Here is a 22,149-nt window from a genome sequence, read left to right on the forward strand (position 1 = left end):
TTCGGTTACGGCTTCCGCGCGATGATCCGGTAGGCGTTGGCGAACGGGGTGTGCCGCACCACGGGTGCGAGGGCCAGGTCCGTCACCGCCGCCGCGACCACCAGCGGGGTGCCCGCGCGGAGCAGCACCGCGCGCAGGCGCTGCTGGAACGGGGTCGGCGGGACGGCGCGCCAGGGGGTGTCCGGGGCGGGCAGCGCGTGGGAGAGGACGAGGGCGGTCAGGCCGGCCAGGTCGTGCGGTACGTGCGCGGCGCGGTGCCCGGCGGTGACGATGGCGCAGCCGCGCCCCTCGAGCTCCGCGCGGAGGTTGCGCTGGGGCAGCAGGTGCGGCCGGCGGGGCTGGTCGTAGGGCAGCCACCAGCGGCCGAACAGGGCGGCGAAGGCGCAGCGCGGGTCCAGGGTCTCGATGAGCAGATGGCCGCCGGGGCGCAGGGCGTCGAGGGCGGCGTGGAGCTCCGCGCGGGGGTCGGTGGTGTGCTCCAGGTGGTGCAGCAGGCTGACGACGTCGTAGCGGCCGGCCAGCCGGGCCAGGACCCGCGGATCGGTCAGCGGCCCGATGTGGGCCTCCTCGACGCGGCCGAGCGCACGGGCCCGCTCGACGCGCGCGGTGAGGTCGGTGCCGTCGAAGGCGGTGTACGGGAAGAACTCCCGCGCGGTCAGCGGGAAGCGGGCGAGTCCGGTGCCGACGTCGAGCCAGCTCTCCGGTTCGCCGAAGGGGAGCATCGCGCGGGCCGCGCCCCGGTGGCGGTGCCGGACGGCGTGCAGGGCGAGGACGCGTTCGGTGGCGGGGTCGCGGGGGGCGCCGCGCACGGTCCGCCGGTAGAAGGCGAGGCCCTCGGCGGTGAGGCGGGGGTTCTGGAAGGTGTGGCCGCAGTCCCGGCACTCGTCGACGGTGAACAGGCCCGGCCGGTGCCGGCGCAGATCGCCCGTTCTCAGCCGGTTGCGCAGCCGTGCGGAACCGCACCAGGGGCAGTCCGCGCGGCGCGGCTCGTGCACCCGGGCGGAGCCGCGGGAGGCGGCGGGGATCGCGCCGGCTGGGTCGGTTGCGGACATGGGCGGCTCCCGGCGTGAGGGCGTACGGCACCCGGGCGGCGCGACGTACGGGGACGGGTGGGACGCACGGACGGATGTCCGGCGATCCATGGCAAAACGTTACGGATGGGAGGGCGTCACGGGGTGGAACGGCGCCGGGGTGGCGTGGTGGGGGTGAGGCCCCGTACGGGAGGCCGACCGGTGGGCCGTCGGGTTCGGCGGGGGCCGGTACTGTTCGGCGAATGAGCTCGCTTAATCTCGACGACTTCACCGATCTGATCGAGCGTCCGGACGGCGGGGTGCGCCGTGACGCGGAGGCGCGCCGGGAGCGCCAGATCGTGCCGCCCGGATCGCTGGGCCGCCTGGACGACCTGGGCGAGTGGCTGGCGGCGGCGCAGTCCGCGGTGCCGGTGCGGCCGATCGAACGGCCGCGGGTCGTGCTGTTCGCCGGCGATCACGGGATCGCCGAACTGGGTGTCTCCGCGCGGGCCGCGGGCAGCGCCGTGGAACTGGTGCGGGAGGTGCTGGAGGGCGGCCGTCCGGTGTCCGTGCTCGCCCGGCGGCAGGACGTGCCGGTACGGGTGGTCGACATGTCCCTGGACTGCGACCCGGAATCACTGCCCGAGGACGTCGTACGCCACCGGGTGCGGAGGGGCAGCGGGCGCGTCGACATCGAGGACGCGCTGACTCCCCAGGAGACGGAGGCGGCCTTCCGCGCGGGGATGGCCGTGGCCGACGAGGAGGCCGACTCCGGCACGGATCTGGTGGTGCTCGGCGATGTGAGCGTGGGCGGGACCACGGTGGCGGGCGTGCTGGTGGCCGCGCTGTGCGGGACGGACGCGTCGGTGGTGACCGGGCGCGGCGGACTGGCGATCGACGACCTGGCGTGGATGCGCAAGTGCGCGGCGATCCGGGACGCGCTGCGGCGGGCGCGGCCGGTGCTGGGCGATCAGCTGCGGTTGCTGGGGACGGTCGGCGGGGCCGACCTGACCGCGATGACGGGGTTCCTGCTGCAGGCGGCGGTGCGGAAGCTGCCGGTCGTGCTGGACGGCGTGGTGACGGCGGCGTGTGCGCTGGTGGCGCAGCGGGTGGCGTTCCGGGCGCCGGACTGGTGGCTCGCGGCGCACGACAGCGGCGAGCCGGGACAGGCGAAGGCGCTGGACCGGATGGCGCTGGACCCCGTGCTGTCGCACGGGGTCACGGTCGGGGAGGGCGTGGGCGGTCTGCTGGCACTGCCCCTGGTCCAGGCGGCGGCGGCCCTGGCGGCGGAACTTCCGGAGACTCCGGCGAAGCCGGAGTGACGGGGCGGGGACCCGCACTCCTCCTCGCTCCCGCCGCCTCTTCGGCCCCGGACGCGCGGGTGGCCGCACGCCGCCGGCACGGCCCCGCGCTTGTGAGGCGTCGTCGCCTAGGGTTCGGGTGAGGGCTGGGCGGCCCGGGGGAGACCCAGTTCGTCGAGCAGCGTGCCGAAGAGGTCTTCCACGAAGGTCTCGTGGGAGCGGAGCAGCTCTTCGATCCTGGCTGTCCGCGGCGGGACCGGGACACCGGCGGCCGCGGCCCAGGCGACGGCGCCCCCGGCGTCGGTGGGTATCTCCGCGTCGAGTTCCGCGCGCTTGTCCCTGACGGCGTCGTGGAACTCCGGCGTGTCCAGCCACAGGAGCTGATCGTCGATGTCCTCGGGCTCCTCGACCAGGAGCCCGGCGGCGATGTCCGGGTTGAGCCATGCCTGCCAACGCCGTCCGGTGGTGTCCAGCCCGGTCACGAGGGCGAGGGAACTGTCGGAGACGTCGGCGACACAGGCCGGTGCGCCGCTCCACTCGACCAGGGCGGGCAGGTCCGCGTCGTCCCATGTCCCGGAATCGAACCGGAGCGTCCGCCAGCCACCCGGCCGTGACTCCCAGGTGTCCACGGTGGCCTTGAGCTCTTCGCCGAGGTCGTCGAACACGGGAGCTTCCAGCAGAGGACGGCTGCTGCGAGCGAAGACCAGGTGCCCCGAGAATCCCACGGTGGTTCCCTTTCCGAGATGTCGGACGCACCTTATGGGCCGCCACTGACGACACGGGCACGGCCGGTGTCCACTCGCGGCCGGTCCGGCTCGTCCGCTGAGGACCGCGTCGACCCCTGAAAGGGACGGGGGGCTGTGCCGACATGCGGCTTTGCCGCGTGGGCGCGAAGAGGGTCCGGGGCGCAGCCCCCGGGGACGATGGGGGTACCTCCCGCTCATGGGGCCCCGCTCATGGGGGAGGCCGAGAGGGGGGAGAGGGAAGGAGCGGCGGGGGCGGAAAAAAAGGGGCAGGCCCCTGCCCGCGTCCCCCAGGCTCCTCAGCCGTCCGGGGCCGAGGTCTCAGCCCCGGACCCCGCACAGGTGCAGCAGTGCCGCCACCCCGCGGTACGGGTCCGTGCGGCCGGCCCGGTCCTCGAGGGTGAGCAGGTCGTCCAGGTCGTCCGGGACCGCCGCGTCGTCCGGCGCCGTGTCCGTGAAGACCCGTACGCCGTACCAGGTGTGCAGCGGCGCCCCGATCCCGGCGAGCGTCGACGTCAGCCTCTTCAGCCCGTACGCCGTCGTGCAGAAACCCGCCAGCGCCCCGGCCCAGTCGCCGGACAGGCCGGGCCGCATCGCCGGCGCGTCCCCGTTGCGCACCAGCAGGGACAGCAGGCCCCCGGGCGCGAGCATCCGTGCCATCCCCGCCAACAGCGCGTCCGGCTCCTCGGCGTCCATGAGCACGCCATGACACAGCACGACGTCGAAGCTCCCCGGCAGGAAATGCACACCGGTGTCCCCGGCGTGACCCTCGATGATCCGCATGCGCTCCCGGATGCCCTCCGGCTCCCCGGCGAACGCCTCCCGCGCGGCGGCGATCATCGTCGCGTCCTGCTCGACGCCGGTCACCTGGTGACCGGCCCGGGCCAGCCGCAGCGCCTGCGTCCCCCGGCCCATGCCCACGTCGAGCACCCGCAGGCGCCGCCCGACCGGGAAGCGCCCGACTATCTGCTCCTCCAGCTGGCGGGCCACCAGCTCCTCCCGGACGACATCGCGCAGCCCGCCGAGCTCGCTCGGCGGGCCCGGGACCGCGTCATCCGTGAACGGCGTGGCGCTCAGGGCCGCTCCCCACGCTTGACCTGGGGCTTGGGCAGCCGCAGTCGGCGCATCTGGAGCGTGCGCATCAGCGCGTAGGCCACCGCGCCGCGCCGGCGGTCGTCGGGGAAGCGCTCCGCCAGCCGCTTCTTCAGCCGGAACCCGGTCACGACCGAGTCGAGGACGATCATCACGATCACCACGAGCCACAGCAGCAGCGCGGCGTTCTGCAGCTGCGGCACCTGGATCATGCTCAGCACCAGGATGATCACGGCCATCGGCAGGAAGTACTCCGCGATGTTGAACCGCGAGTCCACGAAGTCACGCGCGAACCGGCGCACCGGCCCCTTGTCGCGGGCGGGCAGATAGCGCTCGTCGCCGCTGGCCAGCGCCTGGCGCTGACGCTCCATCGCGGCACGGCGCTCCTCACGCTGCCGCTTGGCGGCCTCCTTGCGCGTCATCGTCGTGTTGGCGACGCTGCGACGCTGCGACTGGGCCACGCTCCGCTTGGGCGTGGGGCGGCCCTTCGGGGCCTCCGGGTGACGGGTCTGCTTGGAGTCGGTCACCGTCGCCTTGTCGGCGACCGATGCCTTCTCTTCCTTGGCGCGGCTACGGAACACAAAACCCAAGGGTACGGGGTGCCCGGGGTTGGACCCCAGCCCCATGGGGAACGATCCGGCAACACCGGACGTCTCAAAAGGACAGAGCGGACGTTGCGGGGGTCTCCGGGTGGTCCGGCCGGCGGGCCCCGGGGAGCACCTACTCCCTACGCCGGATCGGGAGGGTACTCAGTCGTCCTTGGGGATGAGCGCATCCGTCCTCGAACAGTGCGGTAATGGATGTGGGGCCCGTACTGTGGGTTCTGTCGCAGGTGCTGGAGTCGGAGTCGGTCAGAAGGGGGCGCGCGAAGCCCATGAGCGGTGTCATGAAGCGTATGGGGATGATCTTCCGCGCGAAGGCGAACAAGGCCCTCGACAGGGCCGAGGACCCGCGCGAGACCCTCGATTACTCGTACCAGAAGCAGCTGGAGCTGCTCCAGAAGGTCCGCCGCGGCGTCGCCGACGTGGCCACCTCGCGCAAGCGCCTGGAGCTCCAGCTCAACCAGCTCCAGTCCCAGTCGGGCAAGCTGGAGGACCAGGGCCGCAAGGCGCTCGCGCTCGGCCGCGAGGACCTGGCCCGTGAGGCCCTCTCCCGCCGCGCCGCGCTCCAGCAGCAGGTGACGGACCTGGAGACCCAGCACGCCACGCTCCAGGGCGAGGAGGAGAAGCTCACCCTCGCGGCCCAGCGCCTCCAGGCCAAGGTGGACGCCTTCCGCACCAAGAAGGAGACCATCAAGGCCACGTACACCGCCGCCCAGGCGCAGACCCGGATCGGCGAGGCCTTCTCCGGCATCTCCGAGGAGATGGGCGACGTCGGCATGGCGATCCAGCGGGCCGAGGACAAGACCGCCCAGCTCCAGGCGCGGGCCGGCGCGATCGACGAGCTGCTCGCCTCCGGCGCCCTCGACGACCAGTCCGGCATGCACAAGGACGACATCCAGGCCGAGCTGGACCGGCTCTCCGGTGGCACGGATGTGGAGCTGGAACTGCAGCGCATGAAGGCCGAGCTGGCCGGTGGTACCGGCCAGCAGCAGGCCATCGAGGGCGGCGGCGGCCAGCAGCAGGCTGAACAGCGGTCGCAGGACACCCCGCGCTTCGACAAGCACTGACGCCCTCTCCTGCCCGAGGGCAGGAGATTCCGGTCCGTACCGCGACGCGGCACCACCTTGGGTTCCTGTTTCACAGGCCTCTGCCGACCGGTGAGGATCGGTCTTACGTGGCCTCCGCAGGCCTGACTTCCCGCCCGTCCGGCGGTAGGTCGGACACATTGCGTCGTCCGGCACGGCGAGCGTAGCCATGCCGCTGCGGCGCTCGGGTCAGGATGCCCTGCACTTCCACCCTGAAGGGTGGAACACTGGGCGGGTGTCCGGTAGCTCACGCCGAGGAGGGCGACATGATCGTACGGATTATGGGGGAGGGGCAGGTGACGCTGGACGGGAGCCGGCTCGCCGAGCTGGACAAGCTGGACGAGGAACTGCTCGCCGAGATGGAGAACGGCGACGGGCCGGGCTTCCGCGCGACCTTGCAGGCGCTGCTGGCCAAGGTCCGCGAACTCGGCGAGCCCCTGCCGGACGACTCCCTGGAGCCCTCCGACCTGATCCTCCCGTCCCCCGACGCGACGCTCGAGGAGGTCCGGAACCTCCTGAGCGACGACGGCCTGATCCCGGGGACGACGTAGACGCAACCGCGGGCCGTAGCGCCGTCGCCGTCACTGCGGGCAATCGTGCCGCAGGGCGGCACGGGTGGGCTGGGGGTGCCCCCTCTGGGGGAGGCACCCCGCAAACGCCGGGCTGCGCGACCCCACCCGGGCCGGAGCACCCCCGGTCACCGCCCGGGCCGGAGCACCCCGGTCACCATCCACCCGGCCCCCGGCTACCGTGAACAGCCGTGAGCACCCTGACCCGGGCCCGGTGCCGAGCACAGGCACACCCCTTCGCACTGGACGCAGCCCTCGCCGCGGGCGTCCTCCTCTGCATGGTCGCCGGCTCCTTCGTCGACCCCCACGGTCCCGAGGGCGTCAAATGGGGCCTGCGCACCCCCGACCCGCTCAGCCTCGTCCTCATGACCCTCGGCGCCGCCGCGGTCGTCTTCCGCCGCCGCGCCCCCCGCACCGTCCTCACCCTCGCCGGCTGTCTCTCCGTCGCGGAGTCCGTCACCGGCGACCCCCGCGCCCCCGTCGCCATGTGCGCCGTGATCGCGCTCTACACCGTCGCCTCCACCACCGACCGCCCCACCACCTGGCGGATCGGCCTGCTCACCATGACCGTCCTCACCGGTGCCGCGATGGCGGCCGGCCCCCTGCCCTGGTACGCCCAGGAGAACCTGGCGATCTTCGCCTGGACCGGCATCGGCGCCACCGCCGGGGACGCCGTCCGCAGCCGCCGCGCCTTCGTCCAGGCCATCCGTGAGCGCGCCGAGAGGGCCGAGCGCACCCGCGAGGAGGAGGCCCGCCGCCGCGTCGCCGAGGAGCGCCTGCGCATCGCCCGCGATCTGCACGACGTGGTCGCCCACCACATCGCCCTGGTCAACGTCCAGGCCGGGGTCGCCGCCCACGTCATGGACAAGCGGCCCGACCAGGCCAAGGAGGCCCTCGCCCACGTCCGTGAGGCCAGCCGCTCCGCGCTCGGCGAGCTGCGGGCCACCGTCGGCCTGCTGCGCCAGTCCGGCGACCCGGAGGCCCCCACCGAACCCGCGCCGGGACTGGACCGCCTCGACGAACTCGCCGGCACCTTCCGCAGCGCCGGACTGCGCGTCGAGGTGGCCCGTGGCGACGAGGGTGCCGACCTGCCCGCCGCCGTCGACCTGGCCGCGTACAGGATCATCCAGGAGGCCCTGACCAACGTGCAGAAGCACGCCGGCACCGACGCGCGGGCCGAGGTCAGCGTCGTCCGCGTCGGACCCCACATCGAGATCACCGTCCTCGACGACGGCACCGGCGAGGACCAGGACCACACCCCCGGCGGCGGGCACGGACTGCTCGGCATGCGCGAACGCGTCACCGCGCTGCGCGGCACCCTCACCACCGGCCCCCGCTACGGCGGCGGTTTCCGCGTCCATGCGATCCTGCCCGTCAAGCCCCGTACGTCCGCCGCTCAGGACAGCGGCCCGTGACCACCGATCACCCCGCTGGAGCCCGTATGACGATCCGTGTCCTGCTCGCCGACGACCAGGCACTGCTGCGCAGCGCCTTCCGGGTGCTCGTGGACTCCGAGCCGGACATGGAGGTGGTGGGGGAGGCGTCCGACGGCGCGGAGGCGGTCCGGCTGGCCCGGGAGCGGCGCGCGGACGTCGTCCTCATGGACATCCGGATGCCCGGCACCGACGGACTCGCCGCCACCCGCATGATCAGCGCGGACCCGGAGCTCGCCGGGGTCCGGGTGGTCATCCTGACGACCTTCGAGGTCGACGACTACGTGGTGCAGTCGCTGCGGGCCGGCGCCTCCGGCTTCCTCGGCAAGGGCTCCGAGCCCGAGGAGATGCTGAACGCCATCCGGATCGCCGCCGGGGGAGAGGCCCTGCTGTCCCCGGTGGCCACCAAGGGCCTGATCGCCCGTTTCCTCGCCCAGGAGGGCACGTCCGGGGCCGACCACGACCCGGCCCGCGCCGAGCGGCTGGAGTCGCTCACGGTGCGCGAGCGCGAGGTGCTGGTCCAGGTCGCCGGCGGGCACTCCAACGACGAGATCGCCGAACGCCTGGAGGTCAGCCCGCTCACCGTGAAGACCCACGTCAACCGGGCCATGGCCAAGCTGGGCGCCCGCGACCGGGCCCAGCTGGTGGTCACCGCCTACGAGTCGGGGCTGGTCCGCCCAAGGGTGGAGTGAGCTCCGCGGGACGTACTGCGGCGGGAGTATGCGCCGCATAAGGGATGGGACCTCGGGGCTACGGATCGGCCCCCGTCGATGGCTCAGGGTGTAGAGCGGGCGCCCACTTGTGCGCGCGCCCGCTTGCCGGACTTCTGCCGCTCCACGGAAAAGAGACCCTGACCATGTCCTGGCTGTCCAGATTCAGCCTCGCGCAACGGGCGCTGATCGGACTGATGTCGATCATCGCGCTCGTCTTCGGGGCGATCGCGATACCCCAGCTCAAACAGCAGCTGCTGCCGACCATCGAACTGCCCATGGTGTCCGTGATCGCCCCGTACCAGGGCGCCTCCCCGGACGTGGTCGAGAAGCAGGTCGTCGAACCCATCGAGGACAGCCTGGAGGCCGTCGACGGCATCTCCGGCGTCACCTCGACGGCGAGCGAGGGCAACGCCGTGATCATGGCGTCCTTCGACTACGGCAACGACACCCAGCAGCTCGTCGCCGACGTCCAGCAGGCCGTCAACCGGGCCGGCGCCCGCCTCCCGGACGACGTCGACCCGCAGGTCGTCGCCGGTTCCACCGACGACATCCCGACCGTCGTCCTCGCCGTCACCTCCGGCCAGGACCAGCAGGCGCTCGCCGACCGGCTCGACCGGACCGTGGTGCCCGCGCTGGAGGGCATCGACGGCGTCGGCCAGGTCACCGTGGACGGCGTGCGCGACGTCCAGGTCACCGTCACCCCCGACGACGCGAAGCTGGCGAAGGCCGGTCTCACCCCGCAGTCGCTGTCGACGGCCCTCCAGGCCGGCGGGGTGACCGTCCCGGCCGGCTCCTTCGACGAGGACGGCGCCAACCGCACCGTCCAGGTCGGCGGCGGCTTCACCTCGTTGCGGCAGATCGAGGACCTGAGGATCACCGGCGAGCCCGGCAAGGGCAAGCCGGTCCGTCTCGGCGACGTCGCCACGGTGAAGGAGGAGGAGGCCAGGGCCGACTCCCTCACCCGCACCAACGGCAAGCCGAGCCTCGCCGTGATGGCGACGATGGACCACGACGGCAGCGCGGTCGCGATCTCGGAGGCCGTCGAGGAGAAGCTGCCCGACCTGCGCGAGGACCTCGGTGACGGGGCCACCCTCACCGTCGTCAGCGACCAGGGCCCGGCGGTCTCCAAGGCCATCGACGGCCTCACCACCGAGGGCGCGCTCGGTCTGCTCTTCGCCGTCCTGGTGATCCTGGTCTTCCTGGCGTCGGTCCGCTCGACCCTCGTCACGGCGGTCTCCATCCCGCTGTCCGTGGTGCTCGCCCTGATCGTGCTGTGGACGCGCGACCTGTCGCTGAACATGCTGACGCTGGGCGCGCTGACCATCGCCATCGGCCGGGTCGTGGACGACTCCATCGTCGTCCTGGAGAACATCAAGCGGCACCTCGGCTACGGCGAGGAGCGCCAGTCGGCGATCATGAACGCGGTGCGTGAGGTGGCCGGCGCGGTGACGTCCTCGACGCTCACCACGGTCGCCGTGTTCCTGCCGATCGGCCTGGTCGGCGGCATGGTGGGCGAGCTGTTCGGCTCCTTCAGCCTCACCGTCACGGCGGCGCTCCTTGCGTCCCTGCTGGTGTCGCTGACGGTCGTGCCCGTCCTGTCGTACTGGTTCCTGCGGCCCCCGAAGGGCACCCCGGAGGACGCCGAGGAGGCGCGCAGGATCGCCGAGGAGAAGGAGGCCAAGAGCCGCCTCCAGCGCCTCTACGTCCCCGTGCTGCGCTTCGCCACCCGGCGCAGGCTGACCAGCGTGGCCATCGCGGTCGTCGTCCTGATCGCCACCTTCGCCATGGCGCCGCTGCTGAAGACCAACTTCTTCGACGCGGGCGAGCAGCAGGTCCTCACCGTCCGGCAGGAGCTGGAGCCCGGCACCAGCCTGGCCGCGACCGACGCCCAGGCGGCGAAGGTCGAGAAGCTGCTCGGCGACACCGAGGGCGTCAAGGACTACCAGGTGACCATCGGTTCGTCCGGCTGGATGGCGGCCTTCGGCGGCGGTACGGACACCAACCAGGCGACGTACCAGGTGATGCTGGAGGACGACGCGTCCTCCGAGGACGTGACGGACAGCGTCGAGAAGGGCCTGGAGAAGCTCGACGGCATCGGCACCACCACCATCGCGGCCGGTGACGGTTTCGGCAGCCAGGACCTGAGCGTCGTCGTCAAGGCGGCCGACGCGCAGGCGCTGCGCAAGGCGGCGGACCAGGTCCAAGGCGCGGTCGCCTCCCTGGACGACGTCACGGACGTCACCAGCGACCTGGCGCAGAGCGTGCCCCGTGTCTCGGTGAAGGCCAACGACAAGGCCGCCGCGGCCGGGTTCGACGACCAGACCCTCGGCGCGGCCGTCTCCCTGGCGGTGAAGGGCACCCCGGCCGCCAAGGCGGTCCTGGACGACACCGAGCGTGACATCGTCATCCGTTCGGCGAAGCCGGCCACCACCGTGGACGAGCTGAAGAACCTGCGCCTGGGCGCGGTGAAGCTGGGTGACATCGCCACCGTCGAGGTGGTGGACGGCCCCGTCTCCATGACCCGGATCGACGGTCAGCGCTCGGCCACCGTCACCGCGAAGCCGACCGGTGACAACACCGGCGCGGTGGGCGTGGACCTCCAGAAGAAGATCGACGGGCTGACGCTGCCCGCGGGCGCGACGGCGGAGATCGGCGGCGTGACCGAGGACCAGGACGAGGCGTTCCTCAACCTGGCCCTGGCGATGCTGGCCGCGATCGCGATCGTCTTCATGCTGCTGGTCGGCACCTTCCGGTCGCTCGCCCAGCCGCTGATCCTGCTGGTCTCCATCCCGTTCGCGGCGACCGGCGCCATCGGCCTGCTGCTGATCACCGGCACCCCGATGGGTGTCCCGGCGATGATCGGCATGCTGATGCTGATCGGCATCGTGGTCACCAACGCGATCGTGCTGATCGACCTGATCAACCAGTACCGCAAGCAGGGCTACGGCGTCGTCGAGGCCGTGCTGGAGGGTGGCCGCCACCGTCTGCGGCCGATCCTGATGACGGCCCTGGCGACCATCTTCGCCCTGCTCCCGATGGCGCTGGGCGTCACCGGCGAGGGCGGCTTCATCGCCCAGCCGCTGGCGGTCGTGGTGATCGGCGGTCTGATCACGTCGACCCTGCTCACCCTGCTGCTGGTCCCGACGCTCTACGCGATGCTGGAGCTCCGCAAGGAGCGGCGCGCGAAGAAGCGGGCGGCGAAGAAGGGCCTCTCCGCCCAGGGGGAGGCTCCCCAGGAGCCGAAGCCGGTCCAGGTCTGACGTCGTCCGGCCGGACGACGAGTCCGACGTCCGGCCGGACGACGAAGGGGCGCCCCGTGGATCCACGGGGCGCCCCTTCGCACATGGTCCTACGGCAGCGCCAGCATCCGCTCCAGCGCCAGCTTCGCGAACGCCTCGGTCTCCTTGTCCACCTCGATGCGGTTGACCAGGTTGCCCTCGGCGAGCGACTCCAGGGCCCACACCAGGTGCGGCAGGTCGATGCGGTTCATCGTGGAGCAGAAGCAGACCGTCTTGTCGAGGAAGACGATCTCCTTGCCCTCGGACGCGAAACGGTTCGCCAGCCGGCGGACCAGGTTCAGCTCGGTGCCGATGGCCCACTTGGAACCGGCCGGGGCCGCCTCCAGCGTCTTGATGATGTACTCGGTCGAGCCGACGTGGTCCGCGGCGGCGACGACCTCGTGCCTGCACTCCGGGTGCACCAGGACGTTCACGCCGGGGATGCGCTCGCGCACGTCGTTCACCGAGTCCAGGCTGAACCGGCCGTGCACCGAGCAGTGGCCGCGCCACAGGATCATCTTCGCGGCGCGCAGCTCGTCCGCCGTCAGCCCGCCGTTCGGCTTGTGCGGGTTGTAGACGACGCAGTCCTCCAGGGACATCCCCATGTCCCGCACCGCCGTGTTGCGGCCCAGGTGCTGGTCGGGCAGGAAGAGGACCTTCTCGCCCTGCTCGAAGGCCCAGTCCAGGGCCCGCCTGGCGTTGGAGGAGGTGCAGATGGTGCCGCCGTGCTTGCCCGTGAAGGCCTTGATGTCGGCGGAGGAGTTCATGTACGAGACGGGGACGACCCGCTCGGCTATCCCGGCCTCGGTCAGCACGTCCCAGCACTCGGCGACCTGCTCGGCGGTCGCCATGTCGGCCATGGAGCAGCCGGCCGCGAGGTCGGGCAGGACCACCTTCTGGTCGTCACCGGTGAGGATGTCCGCCGACTCGGCCATGAAGTGCACACCGCAGAAGACGATGTACTCGGCCTGCGGGCGGGCGGCGGCGTCGCGGGCCAGCTTGAAGGAGTCGCCCGTGACGTCGGCGAACTGGATGACCTCGTCGCGCTGGTAGTGGTGGCCGAGCACGAAGACCTTGTCGCCGAGCTTCTCCTTGGCGGCGCGGGCGCGCTCCACCAGGTCCGGGTCGGACGGTGAGGGAAGGTCGCCGGGACACTCCACACCGCGCTCGCTCCTCGGGTCGGCCTCACGGCCGAGCAGCAGCAGGGCGAGGGGCGTCGGCTGTACGTCGAGCTCCTGGGTCTGGGCGGTGGTCACGGCACGCACCCTTTCTGTTCTGGCGACTTCTCGTCCGACTTCTCGTCGAAATGACGCTATCTATCATAACCGGTTCACGTCACTTTGACGACGGCCATAACGTCCATGTGACGTGAATCCCGGCGGGCGCCGGTCCCTTCCCGGAAGGCCCACCGGAGCCGGTTTCCGCTCCGTACCGCGTGTGCGAGCATGAGGAGGGAGGCGAGGAAGACACGCGCCCGGCCCGGAATGAATCCGCGGTCCCGCCGGTTGCAACCGTCGGCAAGCAGTCTCCGTACAACCCGGGAGAGATGTAGATGTCCGTATCGGACGAGACCACCACCGTCACCGACGGCATCGTCCTGACCGACGCCGCCGCGTCCAAGGTCAAGGCCCTGCTCGACCAGGAAGGCCGTGACGACCTCGCCCTGCGTGTCGCCGTCCAGCCCGGCGGCTGCTCCGGCCTGCGCTACCAGCTCTTCTTCGACGAGCGCTCGCTCGACGGCGACGTGCTGAAGGACTTCGACGGTGTGAAGGTCGTCACCGACCGCATGAGCGCTCCGTACCTGGGCGGCGCCACCATCGACTTCGTCGACACCATCGAGAAGCAGGGCTTCACGATCGACAACCCCAACGCCACCGGTTCCTGCGCCTGCGGCGACTCCTTCAGCTGAGCCGGATCCCCGTCCCGGACAGCACGTGACGAAGGCGGCGGCCCCCTCCGAGGGGGCCGCCGCCTTCGCGTTCTCCTCCCGGAGCTACCGGGCGGGCGGTGCCGGCAGCCGGGCACCGTCCTTCCGCAGCGGGACCGGCTCGCCGTCCGCGCCCACGACCTCGCGGTCGCCGAGCGGGGCGTCCAGCCGCACCGTCCGCTGGTACTGCTTGGCGATCAGGATGCACACCTTGTCCGGCCAGGGCGTCTCGGTCACCCGCACGGTCACCCGGTCGCCGCTCTCCCTCGCCGTCGCCTCGTAGTCGGCGCACACGCCGCCCGTGAAGGTCACGGTCAGCTCGTCGCCCTCGGCGGTGTAGCCCTCGACGTCGACATCACGGGTGGAGGGGGCCGCGGTCGGCTCGTCGCCGGGCTCCGTGGGCCGCGGGCTCGCCTCTCCGGACCCGGATTCCGTCCGCGGAGCGAGGAACTCCGGGTCGACCGCCGGATGCGTCACCGTGAAGGCGTCCTCCGCGCCCCGGGGCCGTACCTCGAACAGCCAGGACGGCACGAGCGCCGGCCGCCCGTCCACGGAGTGCGAGGCCAGCCCGAACACCGCGTCGCCGACCGTGACGGTGTCGCCCTTCGGCTTCGTCGCCGGGGCACACGGCTCCTGCTGCCCGTCCTCCAGCGGTACGGGACTGGCGCAGCCGCCGACTCCCGCGCCCGGGCCGGCGTCCGGCGCCGCGTTCAGCAGCTTCAGCGCGTCGGCGGCGCTCACCACGGGGTAGGTGTCGCCCTTCACCGGCTCCGCGAGCCGGCCGTTGCCGCCGACCACCTCGCCCTTGGCGCCGACGACCACACCGGTCGTCCAGCCGTGGGTCGGCAGCCCGCCGATCTCGGGGTCGGCGTTCACCACGCGCCTGCCGCCCATGATCCGGCCCGCGTCGAGCTTCGCGTCGTCCTGGCCCACCGCCTTCAGCACGGGCGCGGCGGCCTTCTTCGCGACGGACTCGCTCACGACCGGACCGCCCGTGGACGGGGCCGGGCACGTAGCGCCCTTGCAGTTGTCGGTGCCCGGGGTGTTCCGGCTGAACGTCCAGGAGCCGGGGGCCTCCCGGTCCACCCGCAGCGTGGGCCCCGAACCGTCCTTGCCGCCGATCCGCCAGGAGCCGCCCTCCGCGACCGGCCTCCCCTCCAGCCCCAGGGCCTTCGCCAGCGTGACCACCCGCTCCTCGGTGACCTGCCCCCGGGCGCGGTACACCGGCGCCGAACCGGGACCCTCCGGGAGCGAGCCGTCGGCGCGGTAGACGACGCCGTAGGGATTGGGCTCGCCGGGGGCGATCCCGTTCGCGGCGCCCTCGGAGGGGCCGTCCAGGGCGAGCGGCGGGGGAGTGGCGTCACCGTTCGCCCCCGGGGTCGTACCGCCTCCCGAGTCCCCGGAACCACCGGCGGCACCGGAGGCGAGACAGGCCCCGCCGCCCCCCACCAGCAGCACGGCGGCGGCGACGGAGGCGATCAGCAGGGACGGACGCCGCCGGGGTGACGCCTCGTCGGCGTGCCCCTCCCCGGAGGGCGGGCCGCCGGCCCGGCGCTCCCCTGCGACGGTCTCGTCCGCGCCGGACGCGGGCTCGTCGTCCGGGGCCTCACCGGTGGGGGTGCCGGTGGCGGCGTCCGCCTTCCCGGCACCGGGCGCGCCGTCGGCCGGCCGTGCCGTACCCAGCTCGGGGGCGGCGGGTTCCGGCTCCCGCCGCTTCGGGGCGCCCGTCTCCCCGTCGTGGCCCGAAGCGCCCCCGGAGTCGGGCGCGCCGCCCGGGGCGGTGCGCGCCTCGTCGTCGTTGTCGGGTCGCTCGGTGTTCACCGCATCGCTCCTTCGGCTGCGCGACTGTCCCGGAAAGACCCTTCCCGGTCGTGCCGGGACCGCTCGTGGGTCGTATCCCGCATCCCCTTTACGGGGGACAGCGATGGGACGCAGCGGGGGAGCGCGCGGTTCCCCGGGAGCGCCGAACCGGCCGGAGCCGGCTCAGTCGCCGTACTCGGCCATCGCGTCCAGCAGCCGCGCCGAGCCGGGCGGCACGGTCACGCCGTGGATCGAGGACGGGGAGACCGGCCGGGCGGCCACCCGGTCGGGCACCGCCCAGTGGGGGACCATCCGGGCGCAGTCGCCGCGCAGCGACGCCAGGCCGCCTTCGAGGTCCGCCGGGGCGGGGGCGGGGGCGGGGGCAGGGGTATGGGCCCTGGGGTTCGTCATATCGGCACCGTACGCACGGAGAAGGTCACGAAGAAAGATCTACTATCGGGTATTTTAGGCCGCTTCTGCGGGCCCTTCCCAACCGGTAGCGTGAAGTGTCAAACCGCCTCCCTCAGGAGAATCCACGCCGTGCGCATCGCAGTCACCGGCTCCATCGCCACCGACCACCTCATGACCTTCCCCGGGCGCTTCGCCGACCAGTTCGTCGCGGACCAGCTCCACACGGTCTCGCTGTCCTTCCTGGTCGACAACCTCGACGTGCGCAGGGGCGGCGTGGGCGCGAACATCGCCTTCGGGATGGGCCAGCTCGGCACCCGCCCGATCCTCGTCGGGGCCGCCGGCTTCGACTTCGACGAATACCGGGCCTGGCTGGACCGGCACGGCGTCGACACCGAGTCCGTCCGCATCTCCGACACCCTGCACACCGCCCGCTTCGTGTGCACCACGGACGCCGACCACAACCAGATCGGCTCCTTCTACACGGGTGCGATGAGCGAGGCCCGGCTGATCGAGCTGAAGACCGTCGCCGACCGCGTGGGCGGACTCGACCTGGTCTCCATCGGCGCGGACGACCCCGAGGCGATGCTCCGGCACACCGAGGAGTGCCGCTCCCGGGGCATCCCGTTCGCCGCCGACTTCTCCCAGCAGATCGCCCGGATGAACGGCGAGGAGATCCGGATACTGCTGGACGGGGCGACCTACCTCTTCTCCAACGAGTACGAGAAGGGGCTCATCGAGACGAAGACCGGCTGGAGCGACGCGGAGATCCTCGGCAAGGTGGGCCACCGTGTCACCACCCTCGGCGCGCGGGGTGTCCGCATCGAGCGGGCCGGCGAGGAGACGATCGAGGTCGGGTGCCCGGACGAGGAACGCAAGGCCGATCCGACGGGTGTCGGCGACGCGTTCCGGGCGGGATTCCTGTCGGGGCTGGCGTGGGGGGTCTCGCTGGAGCGGGCGGCGCAGGTCGGCTGCATGCTGGCGACTCTCGTCATCGAGACGGTGGGTACGCAGGAGTACCAGTTGCGGCGCGGGCACTTCATGGAGCGCTTCACCAAGGCGTACGGGGATGAGGCGGCGGAGGAGGTCCGGGGGCATCTGGGCTGAGCCGTCGGGTGCGGGTGCGGGTGCGTGGGGGCTGGTCGCGCGGTTCCCCGCGCCCCTTGAAAGACGCGCGGTCTCCCGCGCCCCTGATGGCGTGCCGCTCCTCCTGCCCTTGAGGTGCGGGGTTCCTCGCGCCCCCAAAAACGCGCGGTTCCCCGCGCCCCTGAGGAGAGGGGGTCAGCTTGTCCGGCGGACCACGTAAGCCGTTCCTCGGGCCGCCGGCTCCTCGCCCACGTACTCCTGGCCGCGCATCTCGCACCAGGCCGGGATGTCCAGGCGGGCCGCCTCGTCGTCGGCGAGAACGCGGATCGTGCCGCCCACCGGGACGTCTCCGATGACCTTGGCCAGTTCGATGACCGGGATCGGGCAGCGCCGGCCCAGGGCGTCCACCACCAGGACCTCGTCCTTCTCCTCCGTCGGGACGGGGCCGGCGGACACCGGCGCGCCGAGCTTCTCCCTCACCCCCGACACCACCCCCGGCAGGACGGACAGGAAGCGCTCGACGTCCTCCTCCCGCGTCCCCGGCGGCAGCGAGAGGCGGATGTTGCCCTCGCTGAGCACGCCCATCGCCCGCAGCACATGGCTCGGCGTCAGCGTGCTGCTCGTGCAGGACGACCCGGACGACACGGAGAAACCGGCCCGGTCCAGCTCGTGCAGCACTGTCTCCCCGTCGACATAGAGACAGGAGAAGGTGACGATCCCGGGCAGCCGCCGCCCCGGGTCCCCGACCACCTCCACGTCCGGCACCAGTCCCGGCACCCGCGCCCGGATCCGCTCCGTCAGTTCCCGCAGCCGTACCGCCTCCTCGGCGGCCTCCGCCCGCACCGCCCGCAGCGAAGCCGCCGCCGCCACGATCGCCGGCAGGTTCTCGAACCCGGCCGCCCGCCCCGACTCCCGTTCGTCCCGCGGCCCCTGGGGAGCGAACCGCACCCCTTTCCGTACGACGAGCAGTCCGGCCCCCGGCGGACCGCCCCACTTGTGGGCGCTCGCCGCGAGCAGCGACCAGTCGCCCTCCACCGGCCCCCACCCCAGCGACTGGGCCGCGTCCACCAGCAGCGGCACCCCCGCCGCCCGGCACACCTCGGCGACCCCGGCCACCGGCTGCACGGTCCCCACCTCGTGGTTGGCCGACTGCAGGCAGGCCAGCGCGGTGTCCGGCCGCAGGGCGTCCGCGTACCCGGACGGGCTCACGGCCCCCGTGCGCTCCACCGCGACCTCGCTGACCGATCCTCCGCCGCTCTGGTGAACTTCCGCCGCATGGAGTACAGAAGAGTGTTCGACCGCTGACACGATCAGGTGACGCCCGGCGCGCCGCCGCCCGGCCAGCGCTCCCGCGATCCCGTCGTGCACCGCCCGCGTACCGGACGACGTGAACACCAGCTCGTCCGGCCGGCACCCCACCGCCTCCGCGGCGGCCTCCCGCGCCGCGTCCAGCAGCAACCGCGCCCGCCGCCCCTCCTTGTACAACCGCGCGGGATCCGCCCACCCCTCATCGAGAGCGGCCGTCAACGCCTGACGGGCCACGGGATGAAGGGGAGCACCGGAGGCAGCATCGAAGTAGGGCACACGGCAACGCTAAACCCCGGCGGGGCGGCACCCCTCAGGGGCACGGGCTGTTCCGGCATGCGGCTCCGCCGCGCGGACGCGGCCGGCCCCCGACGGCCCGCACCCGCCAAATCAGCGAACCGCCCACCCACTAGGCCCCCCTCCCCGTAACCCCCCGGAGGGCGTCGGCTAGGGTTTGCTCCGCATAAACATCCAAACCCCTGCCCGACGCAGGGCGGCGACCGACCAGCGAGAAGGCAGGCCGCAGCCAATCCGCGCGGGCGAGACTCTCGGGAAGGCGCTACGTGAGTCCCAACGGCTCCGACCGCTCGCCGCGGCGCCCGATGCGGCGGAAGCTGCTGCAGGCACTGACCGCGGGCCTGGTCCTGGCGACCGCCACCGGTTGCACATGGGAGGACTTCCCCCGCCTTGGTATGCCCACCCCCACCACGGAAGAGGCTCCGCGGATCCTCTCCCTGTGGCAGGGCTCCTGGGCCGCCGCGCTCGTCGTCGGCGTGCTGGTGTGGGGCCTGATCCTGTGGAGTGCTTTCTTCCACCGGCGCAGCCGCACCAAGGTGGAGGTTCCTCCGCAGACCCGTTACAACATGCCCATCGAGGCGCTGTACACGGTGGTTCCGCTCATCATCGTCTCGGTGTTCTTCTACTTCACCGCGCGTGACGAATCCGAACTGCTGAGGCTCGAGAAGAAGCCCGACGTCACCGTCAACGTGGTCGGCTTCCAGTGGAGCTGGTGCTTCAACTACGTCGAGAACGTCGAAGGTTCCACGGGCGACGCCAAGACGTCCAAGGAACTGGAGTCGGTCCCGGAGCGCTACAAGGAAGCCTTCCCGGCCGACGCCGGCGGCGTCTACGACTGCGGCGTCCCCGGTACCCGGAACCCGCAGACCAACAACCCGGGTCCCACCCTGTGGCTGCCCGAGGGCAAGCGGGTCCGCTTCGTGCTGACCTCGCGCGACGTCATCCACTCCTTCTGGGTGGTGCCGTTCCTGATGAAGCAGGACGTCATCCCGGGCCACCCCAACGCCTTCGAGGTGACCCCCAACCGTGAGGGCACCTTCCTCGGCAAGTGCGCCGAGCTCTGCGGCGTCGACCACTCCCGGATGCTGTTCAACGTGAAGGTCGTCTCCCCCGAGCGCTACGAGCAGCACCTGAAGGACCTTGTGAAGAAGGGGCAGACCGGTTACGTGCCCGCCGGCATCGAGCAGACGGAGCACGAGAAGAACCGGGAGGCGAACATCCTGTGAGCATCCTCAACGAATCCCAGGGTGCCGCGGCGGCAGGGTCCCACTACCAGGACGAGCTGCCGGTGCGGCGCCAGACCCGTGGCGAGGTCGTCGTCAAGTGGCTGACGACGACGGACCACAAGACGATCGGCACGCTGTATCTGGCGACGTCGTTCGTGTTCTTCATCATCGGTGGCGTGATGGCCCTGGTGATGCGCGCCGAGCTGGCCCGGCCGGGCCTGCAGATCGTGTCGAACGAGCAGTTCAACCAGGCGTTCACGATGCACGGCACGATCATGCTGCTGATGTTCGCGACGCCGCTGTTCGCCGGTTTCGCCAACTGGATCATGCCGCTGCAGATCGGCGCGCCCGACGTGGCGTTCCCGCGGCTGAACATGTTCGCCTACTGGCTGTACCTGTTCGGCTCGCTGATCGCGGTCGCCGGCTTCCTCACCCCGGACGGCGCCGCCGACTTCGGCTGGTTCGCCTACTCGCCGCTGTCGGACGCGGTCCGCTCGCCGGGCATCGGCGCCGACATGTGGATCATGGGTCTGGCCTTCTCCGGCTTCGGCACCATCCTCGGCTCGGTCAACTTCATCACCACGATCATCTGCATGCGCGCTCCGGGCATGACGATGTTCCGCATGCCGATCTTCACCTGGAACGTGCTGCTGACCGGTGTACTGGTCCTGCTCGCCTTCCCGGTCCTCGCCGCCGCCCTGTTCGCCCTGGAGGCGGACCGCAAGTTCGGCGCACACATCTTCGACTCGGCCAACGGCGGGGCGCTGCTCTGGCAGCACCTGTTCTGGTTCTTCGGCCACCCAGAGGTGTACATCATCGCGCTGCCGTTCTTCGGCATCGTCTCCGAGGTCATCCCGGTCTTCTCCCGCAAGCCGATGTTCGGCTACATGGGCCTGATCGGCGCGACCATCGCGATCGCGGGTCTGTCGGTGACGGTGTGGGCGCACCACATGTACGTCACGGGCGGTGTGCTGCTGCCGTTCTTCTCCTTCATGACGTTCCTGATCGCGGTGCCCACCGGTGTGAAGTTCTTCAACTGGATCGGCACCATGTGGAAGGGGTCCTTGAGTTTCGAGACCCCGATGCTGTGGACGCTGGGCTTCCTGATCACCTTCACCTTCGGTGGTCTGACCGGTGTCATCCTGGCGTCGCCGCCGCTGGACTTCCACGTGTCCGACTCGTACTTCGTGGTGGCGCACTTCCACTACGTGGTCTTCGGCACGGTCGTCTTCGCGATGTTCGCCGGATTCCACTTCTGGTGGCCGAAGTTCACCGGCAAGATGCTCGACGAGCGCCTCGGCAAGATCACCTTCTGGACGCTGTTCATCGGCTTCCACGGCACCTTCCTGGTCCAGCACTGGCTGGGTGTCGAGGGCATGCCGCGCCGCTACGCCGACTACCTGGCGGCGGACGGCTTCACCGCCCTGAACACGGTCTCGACGATCGCCTCGTTCCTGCTGGGCCTGTCGATGCTGCCGTTCTTCTACAACGTCTGGAAGACGGCCAAGTACGGCAAGCCGGTCGGCGTCGACGACCCGTGGGGCTACGGCCGTTCGCTGGAGTGGGCGACCTCCTGCCCGCCCCCGCGGCACAACTTCCTCACCCTGCCGAAGATCCGCAGTGAATCCCCGGCGTTCGACCTGCACCACCCCGAGATCGCCGCGCTCGACGAGCTCGAGAACGCCGGTCACGGTGAGAAGGCCCTCTCCGGCAGCAAGGAGGCCGGCAAGTGAAGATCCAGGGCAAGATGTTCATGTGGCTGAGCATCTTCTTCCTCATCATGGCCGGGGTCTACGGCGTGTGGTCGAAGGAGCCGGTCGGCACCACCGCCCTCTTCCTGGCGTTCGGCCTGTCCATCATGATCGGCTTCTACCTGGGCTTCACGGCCCGGCGGGTCGACGTGGGCGCGCAGGACAACAAGGAGGCGGACGTCGCCGACGACGCCGGCGAGGTCGGGTTCTTCAGCCCGCACAGCTGGCAGCCGCTCTCCCTGGCCGTGGGCGGTGCCCTGGCCTTCACGAGCGTCGCGATCGGCTGGTGGCTGATGTACTTCTCGGCGCCGCTGCTCCTGATCGGCATCTGGGGCTGGGTCTTCGAGTACTACCGCGGTGAGAACCGCACCCAGTGACCACGGCGGCGAGGGGCCCCGACACACCACCCCGCGGGTGCCGGGCCCGACCCGGGCGGAGCACCCGGGGGTGCGTGACGAAAACCCCCGGGGGGGCGGGGTGCAGACGGGAGGCGCAGATTAGCCCCCCAATACCACCAGGGGCG

The 22,149-nt window shown here is 71.7% G+C and carries 19 protein-coding genes; 11 read left to right on the plus strand and 8 right to left on the minus strand.

What is annotated here, in order from left to right; translation table 11 throughout:
• Positions 1-5: 5 nt before the first annotated feature.
• Positions 6-1,052 carry a class I SAM-dependent methyltransferase gene (locus ACF1DX_RS04215; RefSeq protein WP_391789689.1) on the minus strand — a complete coding sequence of 349 codons (1,047 nt, stop codon included), beginning with the start codon at positions 1,050-1,052 and terminating at the stop codon, positions 6-8.
• Positions 1,053-1,273: 221 nt separating this feature from the next.
• Between ACF1DX_RS04215 and cobT the strand changes: the two genes are divergently transcribed.
• Positions 1,274-2,332 (plus strand): nicotinate-nucleotide--dimethylbenzimidazole phosphoribosyltransferase, encoded by a 1,059-nt coding sequence (gene cobT, locus ACF1DX_RS04220; protein WP_391789690.1) that lies wholly within the window; start codon positions 1,274-1,276, stop codon positions 2,330-2,332.
• Positions 2,333-2,439: 107 nt separating this feature from the next.
• On the opposite strand, the gene ACF1DX_RS04225 is transcribed toward cobT, so the two are convergent.
• The 3 genes from ACF1DX_RS04225 to ACF1DX_RS04235 all read right to left on the minus strand — a co-directional run bounded on the left by ACF1DX_RS04225 (position 2,440) and on the right by ACF1DX_RS04235 (position 4,772).
• Entirely contained in the window at positions 2,440-3,036 is a 597-nt protein-coding gene (locus ACF1DX_RS04225; RefSeq protein WP_391789691.1) for a hypothetical protein, read from the minus strand.
• Between the two features lie 339 nt (positions 3,037-3,375).
• On the minus strand, positions 3,376-4,044 hold the full coding sequence (locus tag ACF1DX_RS04230; protein ID WP_391789692.1) for a class I SAM-dependent methyltransferase: 669 nt from the start codon (positions 4,042-4,044) through the stop codon (positions 3,376-3,378).
• A gap of 83 nt (positions 4,045-4,127) precedes the next feature.
• Positions 4,128-4,772, minus strand: a complete 645-nt coding sequence (locus tag ACF1DX_RS04235) for a DUF3043 domain-containing protein (RefSeq protein WP_078913903.1) — start codon at positions 4,770-4,772, stop codon at positions 4,128-4,130.
• Positions 4,773-5,032: 260 nt separating this feature from the next.
• Between ACF1DX_RS04235 and ACF1DX_RS04240 the strand changes: the two genes are divergently transcribed.
• The 5 genes from ACF1DX_RS04240 to ACF1DX_RS04260 all read left to right on the plus strand — a co-directional run bounded on the left by ACF1DX_RS04240 (position 5,033) and on the right by ACF1DX_RS04260 (position 11,808).
• Positions 5,033-5,815 (plus strand): PspA/IM30 family protein, encoded by a 783-nt coding sequence (locus ACF1DX_RS04240; RefSeq protein WP_391789693.1) that lies wholly within the window; start codon positions 5,033-5,035, stop codon positions 5,813-5,815.
• Between the two features lie 284 nt (positions 5,816-6,099).
• Positions 6,100-6,384: a hypothetical protein gene (locus ACF1DX_RS04245; protein ID WP_391789694.1), complete on the plus strand. Its 285-nt coding sequence runs from the start codon at positions 6,100-6,102 to the stop codon at positions 6,382-6,384.
• A 209-nt stretch (positions 6,385-6,593) separates the two neighbouring features.
• A complete protein-coding gene (locus ACF1DX_RS04250) occupies positions 6,594-7,817 on the plus strand; it encodes a sensor histidine kinase (RefSeq protein WP_391789695.1) in 1,224 nt (407 codons plus the stop codon).
• A gap of 26 nt (positions 7,818-7,843) precedes the next feature.
• Positions 7,844-8,527, plus strand: coding sequence for a response regulator (locus tag ACF1DX_RS04255; protein WP_391789696.1), 684 nt, complete (start codon positions 7,844-7,846; stop codon positions 8,525-8,527).
• A gap of 164 nt (positions 8,528-8,691) precedes the next feature.
• Positions 8,692-11,808 (plus strand): efflux RND transporter permease subunit, encoded by a 3,117-nt coding sequence (locus ACF1DX_RS04260; protein WP_391789697.1) that lies wholly within the window; start codon positions 8,692-8,694, stop codon positions 11,806-11,808.
• A gap of 89 nt (positions 11,809-11,897) precedes the next feature.
• Here the strand turns inward: ACF1DX_RS04260 and nadA are convergent, their stop codons facing one another.
• Positions 11,898-13,082 carry a quinolinate synthase NadA gene (nadA, locus tag ACF1DX_RS04265; RefSeq protein WP_391789698.1) on the minus strand — a complete coding sequence of 395 codons (1,185 nt, stop codon included), beginning with the start codon at positions 13,080-13,082 and terminating at the stop codon, positions 11,898-11,900.
• Between the two features lie 296 nt (positions 13,083-13,378).
• Between nadA and erpA the strand changes: the two genes are divergently transcribed.
• Positions 13,379-13,735: an iron-sulfur cluster insertion protein ErpA gene (gene erpA, locus ACF1DX_RS04270; protein WP_030859125.1), complete on the plus strand. Its 357-nt coding sequence runs from the start codon at positions 13,379-13,381 to the stop codon at positions 13,733-13,735.
• Positions 13,736-13,819: 84 nt separating this feature from the next.
• Here erpA and ACF1DX_RS04275 read toward each other — a convergent pair whose 3' ends face one another.
• Positions 13,820-15,574, minus strand: coding sequence for a hypothetical protein (locus ACF1DX_RS04275; protein WP_391789699.1), 1,755 nt, complete (start codon positions 15,572-15,574; stop codon positions 13,820-13,822).
• Positions 15,575-15,736: 162 nt separating this feature from the next.
• Positions 15,737-15,964 carry a hypothetical protein gene (locus tag ACF1DX_RS04280; protein WP_391789700.1) on the minus strand — a complete coding sequence of 76 codons (228 nt, stop codon included), beginning with the start codon at positions 15,962-15,964 and terminating at the stop codon, positions 15,737-15,739.
• Positions 15,965-16,093: 129 nt separating this feature from the next.
• Between ACF1DX_RS04280 and ACF1DX_RS04285 the strand changes: the two genes are divergently transcribed.
• Positions 16,094-17,068 carry a carbohydrate kinase family protein gene (locus tag ACF1DX_RS04285; RefSeq protein WP_391789701.1) on the plus strand — a complete coding sequence of 325 codons (975 nt, stop codon included), beginning with the start codon at positions 16,094-16,096 and terminating at the stop codon, positions 17,066-17,068.
• 174 nt (positions 17,069-17,242) lie between these two features.
• On the opposite strand, the gene ACF1DX_RS04290 is transcribed toward ACF1DX_RS04285, so the two are convergent.
• On the minus strand, positions 17,243-18,631 hold the full coding sequence (locus ACF1DX_RS04290; RefSeq protein ID WP_391789702.1) for a cysteine desulfurase/sulfurtransferase TusA family protein: 1,389 nt from the start codon (positions 18,629-18,631) through the stop codon (positions 17,243-17,245).
• Between the two features lie 284 nt (positions 18,632-18,915).
• Here ACF1DX_RS04290 and coxB point away from each other — a divergent pair, with 284 nt between their 5' ends.
• Genes coxB through ACF1DX_RS04305 form a run of 3 tightly spaced genes read left to right on the plus strand, consistent with a single transcriptional unit; the run spans position 18,916 to position 22,003 of the window.
• Complete coding sequence (gene coxB, locus ACF1DX_RS04295; protein ID WP_391789703.1) at positions 18,916-19,875, plus strand: cytochrome c oxidase subunit II; 960 nt, start codon at positions 18,916-18,918, stop codon at positions 19,873-19,875.
• Entirely contained in the window at positions 19,872-21,608 is a 1,737-nt protein-coding gene (gene ctaD / locus ACF1DX_RS04300) for a cytochrome c oxidase subunit I (RefSeq protein WP_391789704.1), read from the plus strand. The genes coxB and ctaD overlap by 4 nt, the downstream gene beginning before the upstream one ends.
• Positions 21,605-22,003, plus strand: a complete 399-nt coding sequence (locus ACF1DX_RS04305) for a cytochrome c oxidase subunit 4 (protein ID WP_030859113.1) — start codon at positions 21,605-21,607, stop codon at positions 22,001-22,003. Before ctaD ends, ACF1DX_RS04305 begins: the two co-directional genes overlap by 4 nt.
• Positions 22,004-22,149: the final 146 nt, after the last annotated feature.

The organism is Streptomyces sp. NPDC014676, assembly GCF_043084105.1.
Taxonomy (GTDB): Bacteria; Actinomycetota; Actinomycetes; order Streptomycetales; family Streptomycetaceae; genus Streptomyces.